The organism is Amycolatopsis mongoliensis (genome assembly GCF_030285665.1).
GTDB lineage: Bacteria > Actinomycetota > Actinomycetes > Mycobacteriales > Pseudonocardiaceae > Amycolatopsis > Amycolatopsis mongoliensis.
Window position 1 is genome coordinate 8,534,219 of the sequence record NZ_CP127295.1, and the last position, 14,806, is coordinate 8,549,024.

Here is a 14,806-nt window from a genome sequence, read left to right on the forward strand (position 1 = left end):
CGGGTGTAACCACACGCCGGAACGCGACGAGTCCTCAGGTACGCGGTGCACCGGACACCGGTGACCGGCACGCGAGCGCCCGGGGAGTTTCAATGATCGTGTCAAGCAGCAGCCGTGACCGGCGGTGAATGATGGAACTCACGACCATCGCGCAGCAACGCCCACATGACGTCGACCAGGCGGCGGGCCAGTGCGATCAACGCCTGGGTGTGCCGTTTCCCCTCACCACGTTTGCGCAGGTAGAAAGCCCGGGAGGGACCGTCGGGACGTTTGATCGCCGACAACGCAGCCAGGTAGAACACCCGGCGCAGCCCACGGTGATAGCGCTTCGGCCGGTGCAGGTTGCCCCGCACCCGCCCGGAATCACGCGGCACCGGCGCCAGCCCGGCATAGGCCGCCAGATGCGCGGAACTGCCGAACGCAGCCCGCAGATCACCGCCGGTCCCGGCCAGCAGCGAAGCACCCAGGATCGGACCGAACCCGTCGAGACTGGTGATGCGCCCCGCGTCGGGATGCTCACCAAATCGGTCAGCGAGCTGCTTGCCCAGATCCTTGATCTCCCGATCCAGCTCCAAAAGCTGCCGCGCCAGCCGCGCGATCAGCGGCGCGGTCACCGATTCCTGCGGCAACGCAACGGTTTGCTCGGCAGCGGCAGCAAGGGCCTTGTCCACCATGGACGGAATACCCCTGGCCCACGCACCGTGCTCGTCCAGGTAGGCCGACACACCGGCCGCCCCGGCAGCGCGGATCCCGGCCGGGGTCTGGAAACCGGTCAGCAGCACCAGCGCCGAGCGGGTGGAGTAATCGAACGCCCGCTCCAGCGCAGGAAAAATACTCGCCAGCAGCTCACGGATCCGGTTGACCCCGCGCACCCAGTCAGCCATCAGGTCCTCCCGCCGCGCGGTGAGCACCTGCAGATCGGTCACCACCGCATCCGGGCTGGTGATCGGGGTCAGATCACCGCGCAGACGCGCGGTTTCGGCGATCGTGCGGGCGTCTTTGGCGTCGGTCTTGCCCTCACCGACGAACGCACCGGCCATCCGGTTGACCAGCCGGCCCGGCACCGACACCACCGGCTGTCCGGTGGCCAGCAACAGGGTGATCAGCAAACCGGCCGCACCGGAAGTCATGTCCACTGCCCACACCACCTCGGACGCTTTCGCGGTGGTGCGGGCGATCAGCTGCTCGATCGGGGCCTGCCCGTTGGCCACCTTCCGAGAGAACACGATCTTGCCGGTCTCATCCACCGCGCACGCGTGGTGGAAACCTTTGCCGACGTCGATCCCGACCCACACCTTGCCCACGGCCACCCGGCCTGTCCTCCCGTCTTCCCAGCTCACCCCGTGGACGACCCGCCGGCATCTCCATAAACAGCGACCGAGCGCAGATCTCAATCAGCGGCCAGGGCGTCCAGAACGACAGAGCGGCCACTCCTCAGAAGCCACCTCACGAGGCAAGACATCATCAGCCACACCCCATCGCCCTGGGCATCCAGAACATCCCGTCCTGAACACCAACAATCTTATGGAGGCGTCATGGTCGTCATCGGCACGTGGAATCTGGAGAACCTGTTCCGCCCGGGTGGCGACGGGCCGCCCGACCAGGCCGCCTACGACGCCAAGCTGGCGGCACTGCGCGCCACCATCACGGCGATCGCGCCGGACGTGCTCGCCGTCCAGGAAGTCGGCGACCCCGCCGCCCTCGACGACCTGGCCGCACTGCTCCCCGGCGACTGGACGACCGCGCTGTCGCAGCATCCGGACGCACGCGGGATCCGCGTCGGGTTCCTCTCCCGGCTGCCGCTGACGGTCGTCGCCGACACCGCGGCCCTGGCGCCCAAGCTCGCGCCCGTCCAGGTCGCCGACCCACCCGCCCCGCGCAGCGACCAGCTCGGACGCGGCGCGCTGACCGTCACCGTGGAACCCGAACCCGGCACCACGCTCACCCTCATCACGTGCCACCTGAAGTCCAAGCTGCTCACCTACCCCGGCGGCCGGTTCACGCCCCACGACGAAGGCGAACGTGCCCGCTTCGGCGCCTACGCCCTCTACCGCCGAACCGCCGAAGCCACTGCCGTCCGCGAACTCGCCACCACCTGCCTCGAACCGGATGCCGGTGAACGGCTCGTCGTGCTGGGCGACCTCAACGACGAAGCCACCGCGGCCACCACCCAGATCCTGGCCGGCCCACCCGGCTCGGAGATCGGTACCGCCGGATTCAAGCGCCCCGACGCCGGCGACCGCTGGCGCCTGTGGAACCTCGCCGCACTCATCCCGCCCGACCAGCGCTATTCCCGCATCAACAACGGCCGCCGCGAACTCATCGACCACATCTTCGCCAGCCACGCCTTGCTCGACCCGCTGCCCGAAGTCCACGTCGTCCACGACCACGACCTGCCCTCGGTCACCGACAACCCGTCCACACACGTCAGCCAGTCAGGATCCGACCACGCTCCCGTCGTCGCCTCTTTCACCGCATAGAGGTGTCTTGGCCCTGTTCGCTCCCCCACTGGGGTTCGGCGCCGTCGAGGTCGGATTGCGCGGCACTCGAAAGGCGGGCGGTGCGGCCTTCCGCCCCACCGCCCGCGGGTTCCCGGGTCAGTCCTTCTTCACCGGGATTTCGATCTGACCGGTCGCTTCGGTCTGCGCCACCGGGACCTTCACCTCGAGGATCCCGTCGTGGTAGGTGGCGGCGATCTTCGCGGTCTCGGCACCCCGTGGCAGCGCCACCGTCCGGCTGAAGGACCCGTAGCGGAACTCGCTGCGGCCCTTCTCTTCCTTGCGGGCCTGCCGCTCCGCCGAGATCGTCAGCATCCCGTTCTCCGCCGCGACGTGCACGTCCTTCTCGGGGTCGAAGCCAGGAAGCTCGGCACGCACGACGTACTCGCCCTCCGCGGCCACTTCTTCGATCCGGACCAGGTTGCGCTCGCCGAACGGCCACGCCGCGTCGAACCACTCCGTGAGCCCGGGGAACATCGTCCTCGTCCGAGGAAGCAGTGATGTCATCCTGCCCTCCTTTCCACACGACAATCGTCGGTCCAGGCAACACCGGCCACCCGCTGCGCCGAAGCGGCCGTAATGCCCCGAAAGGCGGGACCAACGGCCTCACCGGAACAGGCCGCGGGCCGGAGCGCGGGTCAGAAAGCTTCGGCGTAGTCCTCTTCGTGCCGCAGCCGGTTCCGCACGGCGACGACCCCCGGGACGGCTTCGGCCAGCCGGACCGCGCGTTCGGCGTCGGCGCCGCCGTGGGCGGTGCCCTCGAGCGTCACCACGCCGTCGTCCACGCGCACGGAGAGCGCCCGCTGCGCGCTGGTTTCCCGTTCCACCACCGCCTTGATCTCGGCGTCCGGTCGGACGAACGTGCGCAGTACGTCCGCGCGAGCAAGAACACCGACCAGCCGGCCCGACCCGTCGACGACGTACAGACGCGGCTGTCTCGCCTGAGCGAGCCGCTGCGCGGCACGTCTGACGGGTTCGTCCGGGTGGACGGTGGGGACCGGCCGGGTCATGAGTTCCCGCGCGCGCGGCCCGCGTCCGCGGACCCGGCGGTGCGTGCCTCCGCGCCGGAACCGCGCGGGGAGGTCGGACTCGGCAACCACCCCGATCGGGCGCGACCGGGCGTCGGCCACCGGAACCGCGCCGATGCGGTACCGGTGGAGCAAGGTGGCCAGCTCCGCCGCCGGGGTGTCCGGGTCGACCGAGACCACCGGCCAGTTCATCAGGTCCGAAACGAGCGGTCCGCGCATGCCCACCTCCACCTCGGGTTCCGGCCACCACGTTAGGCGCTCGCGGCCGGGACCGACGGGGGCCTCGGTCATCGGACGGGCGGGCTTTGGTCCTCGGTTCCGCGCGAACCGAGGCGGAGAAACGAAAGTCCCTTGACCAGGTGACGGTCTGCCCTGGTTCGCACGAGGAAACCGGAACACCATCGACGACCCGACCCGCCGCAGGAGGTGCCCCCATGCGGTTCGCCGACCGCGTCACCGCCGGCCGTCGCCTCGCCGGGCGGCTGCTCCGGTTCCGGGACGAGGACCCCGTGGTCGTCGGCCTGCCCCGCGGCGGCGTACCGGTCGCGTTCGCCGTGGCACAGGCCCTGCACGCCCCGCTCGACGTGATCGTGGTCCGCGAGCTCGGGCTGACCGCGGACCAGCTGACGACCGCGGCCGAGGCCGGACAGGCAGAACTGCGGCGCCGGGCCGTGCGGCGCCGGGCCGTGCGGGCCCGGGTCCCGCTGAGGGGACGGACCGTGATCGTCGTGGACGACGGCGTGGCCACCGGATCCACGGCCCGCGCCGCGTGCCGGGTCGCCAAGGCGCAGGGTGCGGCCCGGGTGGTCCTGGCGGTACCGGTGGCCGCGCCGACGGCCGTCACGGACCTCGCGGCGAGCGCGGACGAAGTCGTCTGCCTGCAGGCACCGGCGGGCTTCCGCACCGTCGGCCAGTGGTACCGGGACTTCCGGCCGGTCTCCGACGAAGAGGTCGAGGACCTGCTCCGGCGGGCCGTCGACGACCGGCCGCTGCGGGACGAGGAGGTCACGCTGCTCCAGGCCGCGGTCACGCTGCCCGGGCACCTGACCGTCCCCGGCGCGCCCACCGGGCTCGTCGTGTTCGCCCACGGCAGCGGGAGCAGCCGGCACAGCCCCCGCAACCAGTACGTCGCCGCGGCCCTGAACCAGGCCGGCCTGGGCACTCTGCTGTTCGACCTGCTCGCCCCCGGCGAGGAACACGACCGCCGGAAGGTGTTCGACATCCCGTTGCTGGCCGGACGGCTCGCCGAGGCGACGCGCTGGCTGAGCGCCCAGCCGGAGGCCGCCGGGCTGCCGATCGGGTACTTCGGCGCGAGTACCGGCGCCGCGGCTGCGCTGGTCGCCGCCACGAGACCGGAAGTCGGCGTCCGCGCGATCGTGTCGCGCGGCGGACGCCCCGACCTGGCCGGCGCGGCGCTGCGCCGGGTACGCACCCCGACGCTGCTGATCGTCGGCGGAGCCGATGACGTCGTCCTGGGCCTCAACCGGCGCGCCCGCGCCGTCATGCCCGGGGAGACCCGGCTGGCCGTCGTTCCCGGCGCCACCCACCTGTTCGGAGAACCCGGTGCGCTCGACCGGGTCACCCTCCTCGCCCGCGACTGGTTCACCACCCGTTTCGCCCGCGAGGCACGAGTCTCGACCGCCGCGCGCGCACCGGGGACCCGTACCGGCTGAACTGGTGCGCGCACCAGGAAAGGAGGAACTGATGGCCGACAGCCACACTCCCACGACCCGCCGTGAACGGGCGGAGAGAGACGTCGCGGCGCTCGGCCGGTGCCGCGAGGAGCACCTGCTCCTGCGTGTGCGCTGCCAGGCCGGCCACGACGTGGCCGCCGTCTACGGCACGGTCCACGGCCCGGTCTTCGTGTCGCGGGCCGCCCACCGCGGGGCGGAACACGTCGACGCGCTCGACGGGAACGGTGAAGACCTGATTCCGGCGTGGTGTGCCTGCGGCACCCGCCGGATCTCCCGGTCGGCCCTGCTGCGGCGGTTCGCCTACCACGAAAGAACCCTCGTCCTGATCTGACCCGAACCGGACCTCGGCCGCCGGTACCCGCTGTGGGCCTCCCCGTTCCCTGATCCGACGGAGATGATGACGATGACCGCGGAAGCCGGCCCGGATTTCCATCCGGAGTACTACGGTCCGGTAGAGCAACAGCCACTCGAGACCGGCCCCTTCGCCGCACCTCCGCCGCCGCGGGTGCGAAGACGACGCCGGCCGATGATGCTCGCCGTGATCCTGACGGCCGTGGTGTTCGGCGCCGCCGGCGGCACGATCGCCCAGATCGTCGCCTCGCACTTCACCGGAGCGGCCGGCACCACGGTGACGGTCGAGCCCGCACAGCGGCTGACCGGCACCTCGCTCGACGTGGCGACGATCGCCGCCCAGGTCGAGCCGTCCGTGGTGAACCTCGCGGTCACGACCTCCCTCGGCCGGGCGGCCGGCACCGGAATCATCCTGACCTCCGACGGCTCGGTGGTCACCAACGCCCACGTGGTCATCGGCGCCACGAGCGTCTCGGTCACGCGCGCCGGATCGACCACGGACCTGCCCGCCGTCGTCATCGCCGCCGACCGCGGTGCCGACATCGCGTTGCTGCGCATCAACGGTGCCGGCGGACTTCCCGCGGCCCGGCTGGCCGACTCCGACAGCGCCAAGGTCGGTGACGACGTCGTCGCGATCGGCAACGCGCTGGACCTCGGCGCCGTTCCGTCGGTGACCCGCGGCGTGATTTCCGGGCTGGACCGCTCCCTGCCCGGCACCGAGACCGACCTCGCGGGGTTGCTGCAAACCGATGCCGCGATCAGCTCGGGCAACTCCGGCGGCCCACTGCTCAACGCGGCGGGACAGGTGATCGGCGTGGTCACGGCGGCGGTCACCAGCAACCACGCGACCACAGCCGAAGCGGTGAACTTCGCCATCCCGATCAACGACGCGCTGCAGGTGCTGAAGGGGTTCGGTGTCACCGTTCAAGGCGGCTGACCGGGAACAAGCCGCTGAAAAGTCCGGACGACCGAACTGGCGCTTCCCCCTTGACGAATTCGGCCCGGGCTGCTCGGCTGAGGTGGCGGGCGACGCGCGGCCCGCCCGCGGTCGACCGTCTGCCGAGGCGTGGCGCGCGCACGACCCTCGTGGCGAGGACCAGTGAGGGATGAGTGTCGAGGTGACCTGATGCATCCAGAAGACCTGACGCAGGCAGAGCAACGGGTTGCCCCACGGTCATTCCGCGCGTCACCCGGTCCGCGCTGCCTCTACTGCGGTGAACCGTGCCCCGCCGGCGATGTCCAAGGGGCTTTGGTGCCGGATTCTTCGGTGATCGATCCGATCTTCTTTTCCCTGGACGGCCAGCGGTACGTCAACGCCTGCTGTCCTGAGCACCTGGCGGCACTGATCGACCACGCCCGGTCGAGCTGGTCGATCGCCGAGCTGTGGTTCGGCCGCCTGTGCCGTGCCAGCAAACAGCCCGGAATGCGGGACGCCGACATGGACCAACTCCGCGCCAGGGCACGGTTGTCGCCGGACGACCTCGAGGCCGCGCTCGCCTGGAATGCCGGGCAGACCGAGCCGATGCTGACCCTGCCGGGCGGCCAGATCCTGCCTTTGAGTCGGTAACGAGCTGTCTCGGCCCCTACGCACCGGTTCGGGACTTTCGGCCCCGGCCTCCCTGCCCCCGCCTCCGTGAGATCCCGCCCGGCGTGACCGTCGACACAGGACTTGGTGCCCGTGCGCCAAGGACTTTCAGCTCTCCATCGCCGCGACGGTGCGGTGTTCAGTGGCCCGTGAGCGCCGGGCTACGACAAGGCGAGGAGAGGCCCATGCAGTACACGCCACCGGGACGACCGGACAGCATCGTCGCCGTGGAACCGCGGTACGAGAACTTCATCGGGGGCAAGTGGCCGGCTCCCGCGGCCGGGCAGTACCGGGTCAACCGGTCACCGGCGACCGCACAGCCGATCACCGAAGTCGCCCAGTCGACCCCGGAGGACGTCGAGTCCGCGTTGGACGCCGCGCACGAGGCGAAGGACGCCTGGGGTGAGGCGTCCGCGACCGAACGCGCCGCCGTGCTCACGGCGATCGCCGACGCGGTCGAAGCGAACGCGGAGATGCTGGCGGTCGCGGAAAGCTGGGAGAACGGCAAACCGGTCCGGGAAACCCTCAACGCCGATGTCCCGCTCGTGGCCGACCACTTCCGGTACTTCGCCGCCGCCGCGCGGTCCGAAGAGGGCCGGACCACCGAGATCGACAAGGACCTGGTCGCCTACCACTTCCGCGAACCGCTCGGTGTGGTCGGGCAGATCATCCCGTTCAACTTCCCGCTGCTGATGGCGGCGTGGAAGCTCGCCCCCGCGCTGGCGGCCGGGAACTGCTCGGTGCTCAAGCCGGCCTCGCCGACCCCGTGGTCGATCCTCAAGCTGATGGAAGTGATCCAGCACGTCGTCCCGCCGGGCGTGATCAACGTGGTCAACGGACCGGGTGGCGAAATCGGCCGCGCGCTGGCGACCAGCCCGCGGATCGCGAAGATCGGGTTCACCGGTGAGACCGTGACGGGCCGGCTGATCATGCAGTACGCCGCCCAGAACCTCATCCCGTCCACCGTGGAGCTGGGCGGCAAGTCGCCGAACATCTTCTTCGCCGACGTCATGGCCCACGACGACGAATTCCTGGACAAGGCCGTCGAAGGGCTCGTGCTGTACGCGTTCAACAAGGGCGAGGTGTGCACCTGCCCGTCGCGCGCGCTGGTCCAGGCCGACATCTACGACGAGTTCATGGCCCGGGCACTCGACCGGATCGCCGCGATCAAGCAGGGCAACCCGCTCGACACCGACACCCAGCTCGGCGCCCAGGTCTCCGCCCAGCAGCTGGAGAAGATCACCTCCTACGTCGAGATCGGCCGGGAAGAAGGCGCGAAGGTCCTCATCGGCGGCCAGCGCGCCCACGTCGGCGGCGAGTTCGACGAGGGCTACTACTTCCAGCCCACCGTCCTCGAAGGACACAACAAGATGCGCGTGTTCCAGGAGGAGATCTTCGGACCGGTGCTCGCGGTCACCAGGTTCACCGACGAGGCCGACGCGCTGGCGATCGCCAACGACACGCTCTACGGCCTGGGTGCGGGCGTGTGGACCCGCGACGGCAACCGCGCCTACCGGATGGGCCGGCGGATCAAGGCCGGTCGCGTGTGGACGAACTGCTACCACCAGTACCCGGCGGGTGCGGCGTTCGGCGGCTACAAGATCTCCGGGATCGGGCGGGAGAACCACCGCATGATGCTGGACCACTACAGCCAGACCAAGAACCTCCTGGTCAGCTACGGCACCGCACCGCTCGGCCTGTTCTAGGGCGGCGCTTCTGAGGTCCGCTGGCCGGGGGTCGTGAGTGAGAAACCGTGTTCTAACGCTGTTTCTCACTCACGACAAGCCGCGACACCAGGCAGGAGGAGCCGATGACCACGCCCCGGAGCGAGCGGGTCACCGCCACGCCGGCGGCGCGCGACGCGATCTCCGCGTTGCGCGCCGCCCGCGGCCCGGTGATGTTCGTCCAGTCGGGTGGGTGCTGTGGCGGCAGCGTCCCGATGTGCTTCCCGGCCAAGGAGTTCCTCGTCGGTGCCGGCGACGTGCTGCTCGGCGAGATCGACGGTGCGCCCTTCTACCTCGACAGCCGGCTCGACGAAGCCTGGGGGCACGGCAGCTACGTCCTCGACGTCGCGGACGGTGACCCCGATGGCTTCTCCCTGCCCGCCGGACCCCGTCGCCACTTCGTCACCCGCGTCCACCTCGACCGGAGCGTTTCCTGAAAGCCGCTGTCGACACCGAGTTCGGCGGCTGACGAGAAACCCGTTGGCGAACCACGGCGAACACCGCTAGCCTGCCGGGAGCCGTGCGAGAGACCGAGGAGGTGGTACCCGTGAACGTAGCGACATGGGTGCTCCCCTGCGGGGTCACGGTCGGGCGATAGGTCGTCCGGGAGCGCCGTTCACCAGCACTCCCGAAAGGCACCACCATGCGGTTCACTTCCGAACAGCGCCTCGACGACGGCGTCCTCGAACGCGGATTCACCCTCGGCGAGGTTCCCGGCATCCTGTGGACGCCCGGATCCCGGTCCGCGCCGGCGCCGCTGATCCTGATGGGCCACCCCGGCGGCCTGCACAAGATGTACCCCCGGCTCGCGGCCCGGGCCCGGCACGCCGCGGCGGAGGGCTACGCCACGGCGACCATCGAACTCCCCGGGAGCGGTGACCGGCCCCCGCTCCCCGCCGTGGACGAGGCCCGGGCCGACCTGCGCCGGGCACTGCAGGCCGGCGAGCCGGTCGCCGACGAAGTCGTCGAGCGGCTCATTCTCCCGCTGGTCGACCAGGCGGTCCCGGAATGGCGGGCCACCCTGGACGCCCTCTTGGACCTGCCCGGGATCGGCGGCCCGGTCGGGTTCGCGGGCGGGGTGATCGCCGTCGCCGTCCGGCTGGCGGTGGTCGAGCCGCGCATCGCGGCCGCCCTGCTGTTCGCCGGGAGTTACGTGCCCCGCGCCATGGTCGACCAGGCCCGGCAGGTCACCATTCCGCTGCTGGTCCTGCTGCAGTGGGACGACGAAGGAAACGACCGGCAGCTGGCTCTGGACCTGTTCGACGCGTTCGGCTCGAAGGAGAAGACGCTGCACGCCAACATGGGCGGGCACACCGGCGTCCCGCAGTCCGAGGGGGACGCCGGGAACTGGTTCTTCGGCCGGCACCTGAGGTGAGGCACGGACGGTAGGCGGTGTCGCGGCGTCACGCCAGCACGAAGTAGCGCAGCCAGAGGTAGGGCGCCGCGACGAGCACCGTGATCGCCGTGACGATCGCGCCCTTCTTGGTGAACTCCCAGAACGAGATGGGTGAGCCGGAGCGGGCGGCGATGCCGAGCATCACGACGTTCGCGCTGGCGCCGACGGCGGTCATGTTGCCGCCGAAGTCCGCGCCGATCGCCAGCGACCACCACAACGCCTCGGAGTGCGCCGGGTCCGGGATGTCGTGGGTGAGCGCCAGCACGAGCGGGCTCATCGTGGCCACGTAGGGGATGTTGTCGATGACACCGGACAGCAGCGCGGAGACGCCCAGGATGAGCATGACCGCGAGCAGGGCGTCGCCGCCGGTGGCGTCGGCGGCCAGCCGGGCGAGCGTCCCGATCACGCCGGTCTTGACCAGCGCGCCGATCATGATGAACAGCCCGGCGAAGAACAGCAGCGTCTCCCACTCCACCCCGGCCAGGTACTGCTTCGGCTCGGTTCCCGAGATCAGCACCAGCACGCCCGCACCGAGCAGGGCGACGACCGACGGCTCGATGTGGATCAGCGAGTGCAGCACGAACGCGGCCAGCACGGCCAGCAGCACGGCCCCGGACTTGAGCAGCAGCTTCGGTTTCTGGATCGCCTCGCGCTCGTTCAGCGCCATGACGTCGGCCACCCGCGCCGGATCGACGGCGAAGGAACCCCGGAACAGCCGGGGCAGCACCAGCGTGAACACGACCAGCTCGATTGCCACGATCGGCGCCAGGTTGACCAGGAAGTCGTTGAACGCCAGCCCGGCGCGGCTGCCGATGATGATGTTCGGCGGATCACCGATCAGGGTCGCCGTGCCCCCGAGGTTGGAGGCGAAGACCTCGGCGATGAGGAACGGCGCCGGCTTGATGTCGAGCCGGTCGCAGACCAGCAGCGTGACCGGGGCGATCAGCAGCACCGTCGTCACGTTGTCCAGGAAGGCCGACGCCACCGCGGTGATCAGCGACAGCAGGATCATGACGCGCAGCGGGGATCCCTTGGCGCGCTTGGCCGCCCAGATCGCCACGTACTCGAAGACCCCGGTCCGCCGCAGGATCCCGACGATGATCATCATGCCGAGCAGCAGGAAGACGACGTTCCAGTCGACACCGGTGTCCTCGGAGAAGAACGCGTCGTCCGACCCGCTGATCCCCAGCGCCAGCACCACCCCGGCGCCGCCGAGCGCGGCGGTCATCTTCGGGATCTTCTCGGTCGCGATGAAGAGGTAGGCGACCACGAAGACGGTGACGGCGACGGCCGTGTTCACGACACCACCGCCCCGGCCGCCGTCAGCGCGGGGTCAAGGCCAGCTCCAGGAGCCGGGAGGCGGAGATGACGCCGAGCAGGGTCCGGCCTTCCATGACCGCGACCAGCGGGCAGCGCAGCCGGGCCATCATGGCGGCGACCTCGATGATGGTGTCGTCGGCGTTCACCCGGGGCAGCTCCGTGGCTTCCTCGGGCAGCAGCGACCGGACGGTCTTGCCACCCAGCTTGTCGACGACCCGGTCGGCCATCGACTCGTCGAGCACGCCCGCCAGCGAAGGGTCGTCGCGCACGTAGCCGGGCACCAGGAACTGCACCACCTCCGAGGCCGGCAGCACCGACTGCGGGCAGCCCGTCCGGTCGGTCACGACCAGGCCGGGCAGCCGCCGCTCGGCCAGCAGCCGTGCCGCGTCGAGGGCGTCGGAATCCAGTTCGACGACCGGGTACTCCTCGGCCATCTGGGCGGCGTGCATCGGCCCAGCGTACGACATCCACGGCGGGAGCGCCGGAGTTCACGGCGCCGGTGGTGGAGCTGAGCGCCATCGGACTCCCCGCGGTCGGTTCGGCCGCCCGCCGTCCGGGTCGGACGCGGACCGGCCGACCAGACTTCCCGGCACTCCTCGCGTAAAGATGCCGCAAAGACCGTCCCGGGGCAACTCGGGCGCGGCGGCTGTCCACTGAGGACAGCACGGTCGCCGGCAGGGGTAGGATGGCCCGCGGAGAGCCGGGAAGCCTGGTCGGCGCGAGGTGCCCACGCGCGAAAGAGGCTTCCATGACGGACACCCAGGCCATCGACGCCACCGGCCTGACCAAGCGCTACGGCGAGGTCGTGGCGGTGGACCGGCTCTCCCTCACCGTCGCTCCCGGCGAGATCCACGCCCTGCTCGGGCTCAACGGCGCGGGCAAGACCACCACGATCCGGATGCTGCTCGGCATGGTCCGGCCCACCGCCGGCCGGGTGTCGCTGCTGGGCACGCGCGTCCGGCCCGGCGCCCACGCGGTCTGGTCGCGCGTCGGCTACCTCGTCGAGACCCCCGCGGCGTACCCGGAGCTGACCGTCACCGAGAACCTCGTGGTGGCCGCCCGGCTGCGCGGGCTGAGCGAGGACGCGCCGGTGTCCGAGGTGATCACCCGGCTCGACCTCGGCGCGTACGCCCACCACCGGGCGCGGACGCTGTCCCTCGGCAACGCCCAGCGGCTCGGCCTGGCCAAGGCCCTGATCCACCGGCCCGCGCTGCTCGTGCTCGACGAGCCCGCCAACGGCCTCGACCCCGCGGGCGTCGCCGAGATCCGCGCGCTGCTCGGTGAACTCGCCCGCGACGGCGTGGCCGTGCTGCTGTCCAGCCACATCCTGACCGAGGTCGCCCGCCTGGCCACCCGCATCGGCGTCCTCGACCGCGGCCGGCTCGTCTGGACGGGCGCCACGGCCGACCTCATCGCCCACGCCCGCCCGCGGCTGACCGTCCTCGTCCGCGACCGGGACGCCGCCGCGGCGGCCTTGCACGCCGCGGGCCACCCCGTCTCGCGGACCGGTGACAACGGCCTCGAACTCGAAGACGAACGCGCGGTCGGCCGTCCCGAGGAGATCGCGACCCTCCTCGTCACCGCGGGCTGCCCGCCGTCGCGGCTCGCGGTGGAGCGGGACGACCTGGAGACCTGCTTCCTGCGGCTGGTGAGCACCTCGTGACCGCCGCGACCGCCGCCGTCCGCGTCGAACTGCTGAAGGCGCGCCGGTCCCGGCTGCCCTGGGTCACCGTGGCCGCCTTCACCGTCGCCGGCGCGTTCGGCGGCCTGGTCATGTTCATCCTCCAGGACCTGCGGCGCGCGCGGTCGCTCGGGCTGCTCGGCACCAAGGCGTCGCTGACCGGCGGCACCGCCGACTGGCCCGCGTACTTCGCCCTGCTCGGCCAGACCGTCGCCGTGGGCGGCACGTTGCTGTTCGGCCTCGTCGTGGTGTGGCTCTTCGGCCGGGAATTCAGCCAGGACACGGTGAAGGACCTGCTGGCCCTGCCGACCGCGCGCACCACGATCGTCGGCGCGAAGTTCGCGGTCGCGACGGTGTGGTCCCTGCTCCTGGCCTGCTACCTCTTCGTCCTCGGCCTGCTGGTCGGAGCCGTGATCGGCCTGCCTCGCTGGTCCGCCGGGGCCGCGCTGCACGGGCTGGCCGGGCTCCTGGTCACGACCGTGCTGGCGGTCCTGCTGGTGACCCCCTTCGCGCTGGCCGCCAGCGCGGGCCGCGGCTACCTCGCCGGTGTCGCCGCGATGATCGCCGCGGTCTTCTCCGCTCAGGTCGTCGCCCTGCTCGGCTACGGGCGGTACTTCCCGTGGTCCGTGCCCGCGCTGTACACCGAGCTCGCCGGCCCCGACCGCGACCCGCCCGGCGCGCTCGGCTTCACCCTCGTCGCGCTGGTGGGCATCGCCGGAGTGGCGGCGACAGCGGCCTGGTGGCGCTACGCCGACCACGACCGCTGACCGAAGCCGCCGCGGTCAGGAGCGTCCCAGCCGCTCCTGTTCGCGGAACCACTCCTGCTGCCAGTGCGCCAGGCGGAAGCGGTCCAGCACCAGCACCACACCGCGGTAGGTCAGCCACAGGAGGAACACCACACCCGCCCACAGGCCCACCGCGAGCACCGCCGAGTCGACGGCCGCCGACGCCGGGGTGAGGGGACGCTCGGCCGGCGAGCCCGAGGCGTCCAGCCAGATCGGGATTTCGTTGCCGGCGACCGTCCCCGACGGGGCGTCGACCTCACCGGTGCGCTGCCGGCCGTCGCGCGTCGTCCAGCTCGCCGCCGCCGGGCCGGACTCGCCCGGGATCCCGCTCCGCCCGGCCAGGCCGACGGCCGGCCCGTCGGCCTGCAGGACCGCCGTCGCGGTGTAGCGCGAAGCGAGCTGTTCGGCGGACCGGGCCGCCTCGCTCGCGTGGAGACCGATGCCGAACAGGACGGCACCAGCCGCGGCGGCGAGTGACAGCAGCAGCACGAACATCAGCAGGACCGCCTGAACCCGGTCCGACGGTCGGGCCACCGTGCCGCGCCCGGGCAGGAGTGTGTGCCGCAGCCGGGTAAGTCGCATCGTCGTGTACATCGCCCCTGCCTTCCTCGTCGCCGAAATGTGCGTTCGCCCAGCATCGCGCGCGGCCCCCGCCGAACCGGAGAGCACGACGTAACGCGGTGCGGGGCAAACGGTCCCGCGCTCCGCGGGCCTTGCGGCCGTCTCCCGCCGCGGTTCCGGTGA

16 protein-coding genes are annotated in these 14,806 nt (G+C 71.3%); 10 read left to right on the forward strand and 6 right to left on the reverse strand.

The genetic code is table 11. The features are described from left to right. Positions 1 to 101: 101 nt before the first annotated feature. Complete coding sequence (locus QRX60_RS40930) at positions 102 to 1,310, reverse strand: IS110 family RNA-guided transposase (RefSeq protein WP_285995415.1); 1,209 nt, start codon at positions 1,308 to 1,310, stop codon at positions 102 to 104. Positions 1,311 to 1,535: 225 nt separating this feature from the next. On the opposite strand from QRX60_RS40930, the gene QRX60_RS40935 reads away from it, so the two are divergent. Beyond that, complete coding sequence (locus QRX60_RS40935; RefSeq protein WP_285996829.1) at positions 1,536 to 2,480, forward strand: endonuclease/exonuclease/phosphatase family protein; 945 nt, start codon at positions 1,536 to 1,538, stop codon at positions 2,478 to 2,480. Positions 2,481 to 2,597: 117 nt separating this feature from the next. Here QRX60_RS40935 and QRX60_RS40940 read toward each other — a convergent pair whose 3' ends face one another. After that, positions 2,598 to 3,005: an Hsp20/alpha crystallin family protein gene (locus tag QRX60_RS40940; RefSeq protein ID WP_285996830.1), complete on the reverse strand. Its 408-nt coding sequence runs from the start codon at positions 3,003 to 3,005 to the stop codon at positions 2,598 to 2,600. Between the two features lie 131 nt (positions 3,006 to 3,136). Then, positions 3,137 to 3,745, reverse strand: a complete 609-nt coding sequence (locus QRX60_RS40945) for a CBS domain-containing protein (protein WP_285996831.1) — start codon at positions 3,743 to 3,745, stop codon at positions 3,137 to 3,139. A gap of 215 nt (positions 3,746 to 3,960) precedes the next feature. Between QRX60_RS40945 and QRX60_RS40950 the strand changes: the two genes are divergently transcribed. The 7 genes from QRX60_RS40950 to QRX60_RS40980 all read left to right on the forward strand — a co-directional run bounded on the left by QRX60_RS40950 (position 3,961) and on the right by QRX60_RS40980 (position 10,255). Continuing rightward, positions 3,961 to 5,199 (forward strand): phosphoribosyltransferase family protein, encoded by a 1,239-nt coding sequence (locus tag QRX60_RS40950; protein ID WP_285996832.1) that lies wholly within the window; start codon positions 3,961 to 3,963, stop codon positions 5,197 to 5,199. 31 nt (positions 5,200 to 5,230) lie between these two features. Continuing rightward, positions 5,231 to 5,551: a hypothetical protein gene (locus tag QRX60_RS40955; RefSeq protein WP_285996833.1), complete on the forward strand. Its 321-nt coding sequence runs from the start codon at positions 5,231 to 5,233 to the stop codon at positions 5,549 to 5,551. Between the two features lie 207 nt (positions 5,552 to 5,758). Further along, positions 5,759 to 6,508: a S1C family serine protease gene (locus QRX60_RS40960; protein ID WP_285996834.1), complete on the forward strand. Its 750-nt coding sequence runs from the start codon at positions 5,759 to 5,761 to the stop codon at positions 6,506 to 6,508. A gap of 330 nt (positions 6,509 to 6,838) precedes the next feature. Next, entirely contained in the window at positions 6,839 to 7,138 is a 300-nt protein-coding gene (locus tag QRX60_RS40965; protein WP_285996835.1) for a hypothetical protein, read from the forward strand. A gap of 203 nt (positions 7,139 to 7,341) precedes the next feature. Then, positions 7,342 to 8,862, forward strand: a complete 1,521-nt coding sequence (locus QRX60_RS40970) for an aldehyde dehydrogenase family protein (RefSeq protein WP_285996836.1) — start codon at positions 7,342 to 7,344, stop codon at positions 8,860 to 8,862. Positions 8,863 to 8,966: 104 nt separating this feature from the next. Then, positions 8,967 to 9,317, forward strand: coding sequence for a DUF779 domain-containing protein (locus tag QRX60_RS40975; protein ID WP_285996837.1), 351 nt, complete (start codon positions 8,967 to 8,969; stop codon positions 9,315 to 9,317). A gap of 206 nt (positions 9,318 to 9,523) precedes the next feature. Further along, positions 9,524 to 10,255, forward strand: coding sequence for a dienelactone hydrolase family protein (locus QRX60_RS40980; protein ID WP_285996838.1), 732 nt, complete (start codon positions 9,524 to 9,526; stop codon positions 10,253 to 10,255). Positions 10,256 to 10,283: 28 nt separating this feature from the next. Here QRX60_RS40980 and QRX60_RS40985 read toward each other — a convergent pair whose 3' ends face one another. Together QRX60_RS40985 and QRX60_RS40990 are read right to left on the reverse strand one after the other, a co-directional pair. Next, positions 10,284 to 11,576: an ArsB/NhaD family transporter gene (locus QRX60_RS40985; RefSeq protein WP_285996839.1), complete on the reverse strand. Its 1,293-nt coding sequence runs from the start codon at positions 11,574 to 11,576 to the stop codon at positions 10,284 to 10,286. Positions 11,577 to 11,598: 22 nt separating this feature from the next. Continuing rightward, positions 11,599 to 12,045: a CBS domain-containing protein gene (locus QRX60_RS40990; protein WP_285996840.1), complete on the reverse strand. Its 447-nt coding sequence runs from the start codon at positions 12,043 to 12,045 to the stop codon at positions 11,599 to 11,601. A 299-nt stretch (positions 12,046 to 12,344) separates the two neighbouring features. On the opposite strand from QRX60_RS40990, the gene QRX60_RS40995 reads away from it, so the two are divergent. Beyond that, positions 12,345 to 13,259: an ABC transporter ATP-binding protein gene (locus QRX60_RS40995; RefSeq protein ID WP_285996841.1), complete on the forward strand. Its 915-nt coding sequence runs from the start codon at positions 12,345 to 12,347 to the stop codon at positions 13,257 to 13,259. Then, positions 13,256 to 14,044 carry an ABC transporter permease gene (locus QRX60_RS41000; protein ID WP_285996842.1) on the forward strand — a complete coding sequence of 263 codons (789 nt, stop codon included), beginning with the start codon at positions 13,256 to 13,258 and terminating at the stop codon, positions 14,042 to 14,044. The genes QRX60_RS40995 and QRX60_RS41000 overlap by 4 nt, the downstream gene beginning before the upstream one ends. Positions 14,045 to 14,059: 15 nt before the next feature. Here the strand turns inward: QRX60_RS41000 and QRX60_RS41005 are convergent, their stop codons facing one another. After that, on the reverse strand, positions 14,060 to 14,644 hold the full coding sequence (locus QRX60_RS41005; protein ID WP_285996843.1) for an Rv1733c family protein: 585 nt from the start codon (positions 14,642 to 14,644) through the stop codon (positions 14,060 to 14,062). Positions 14,645 to 14,806: the final 162 nt, after the last annotated feature.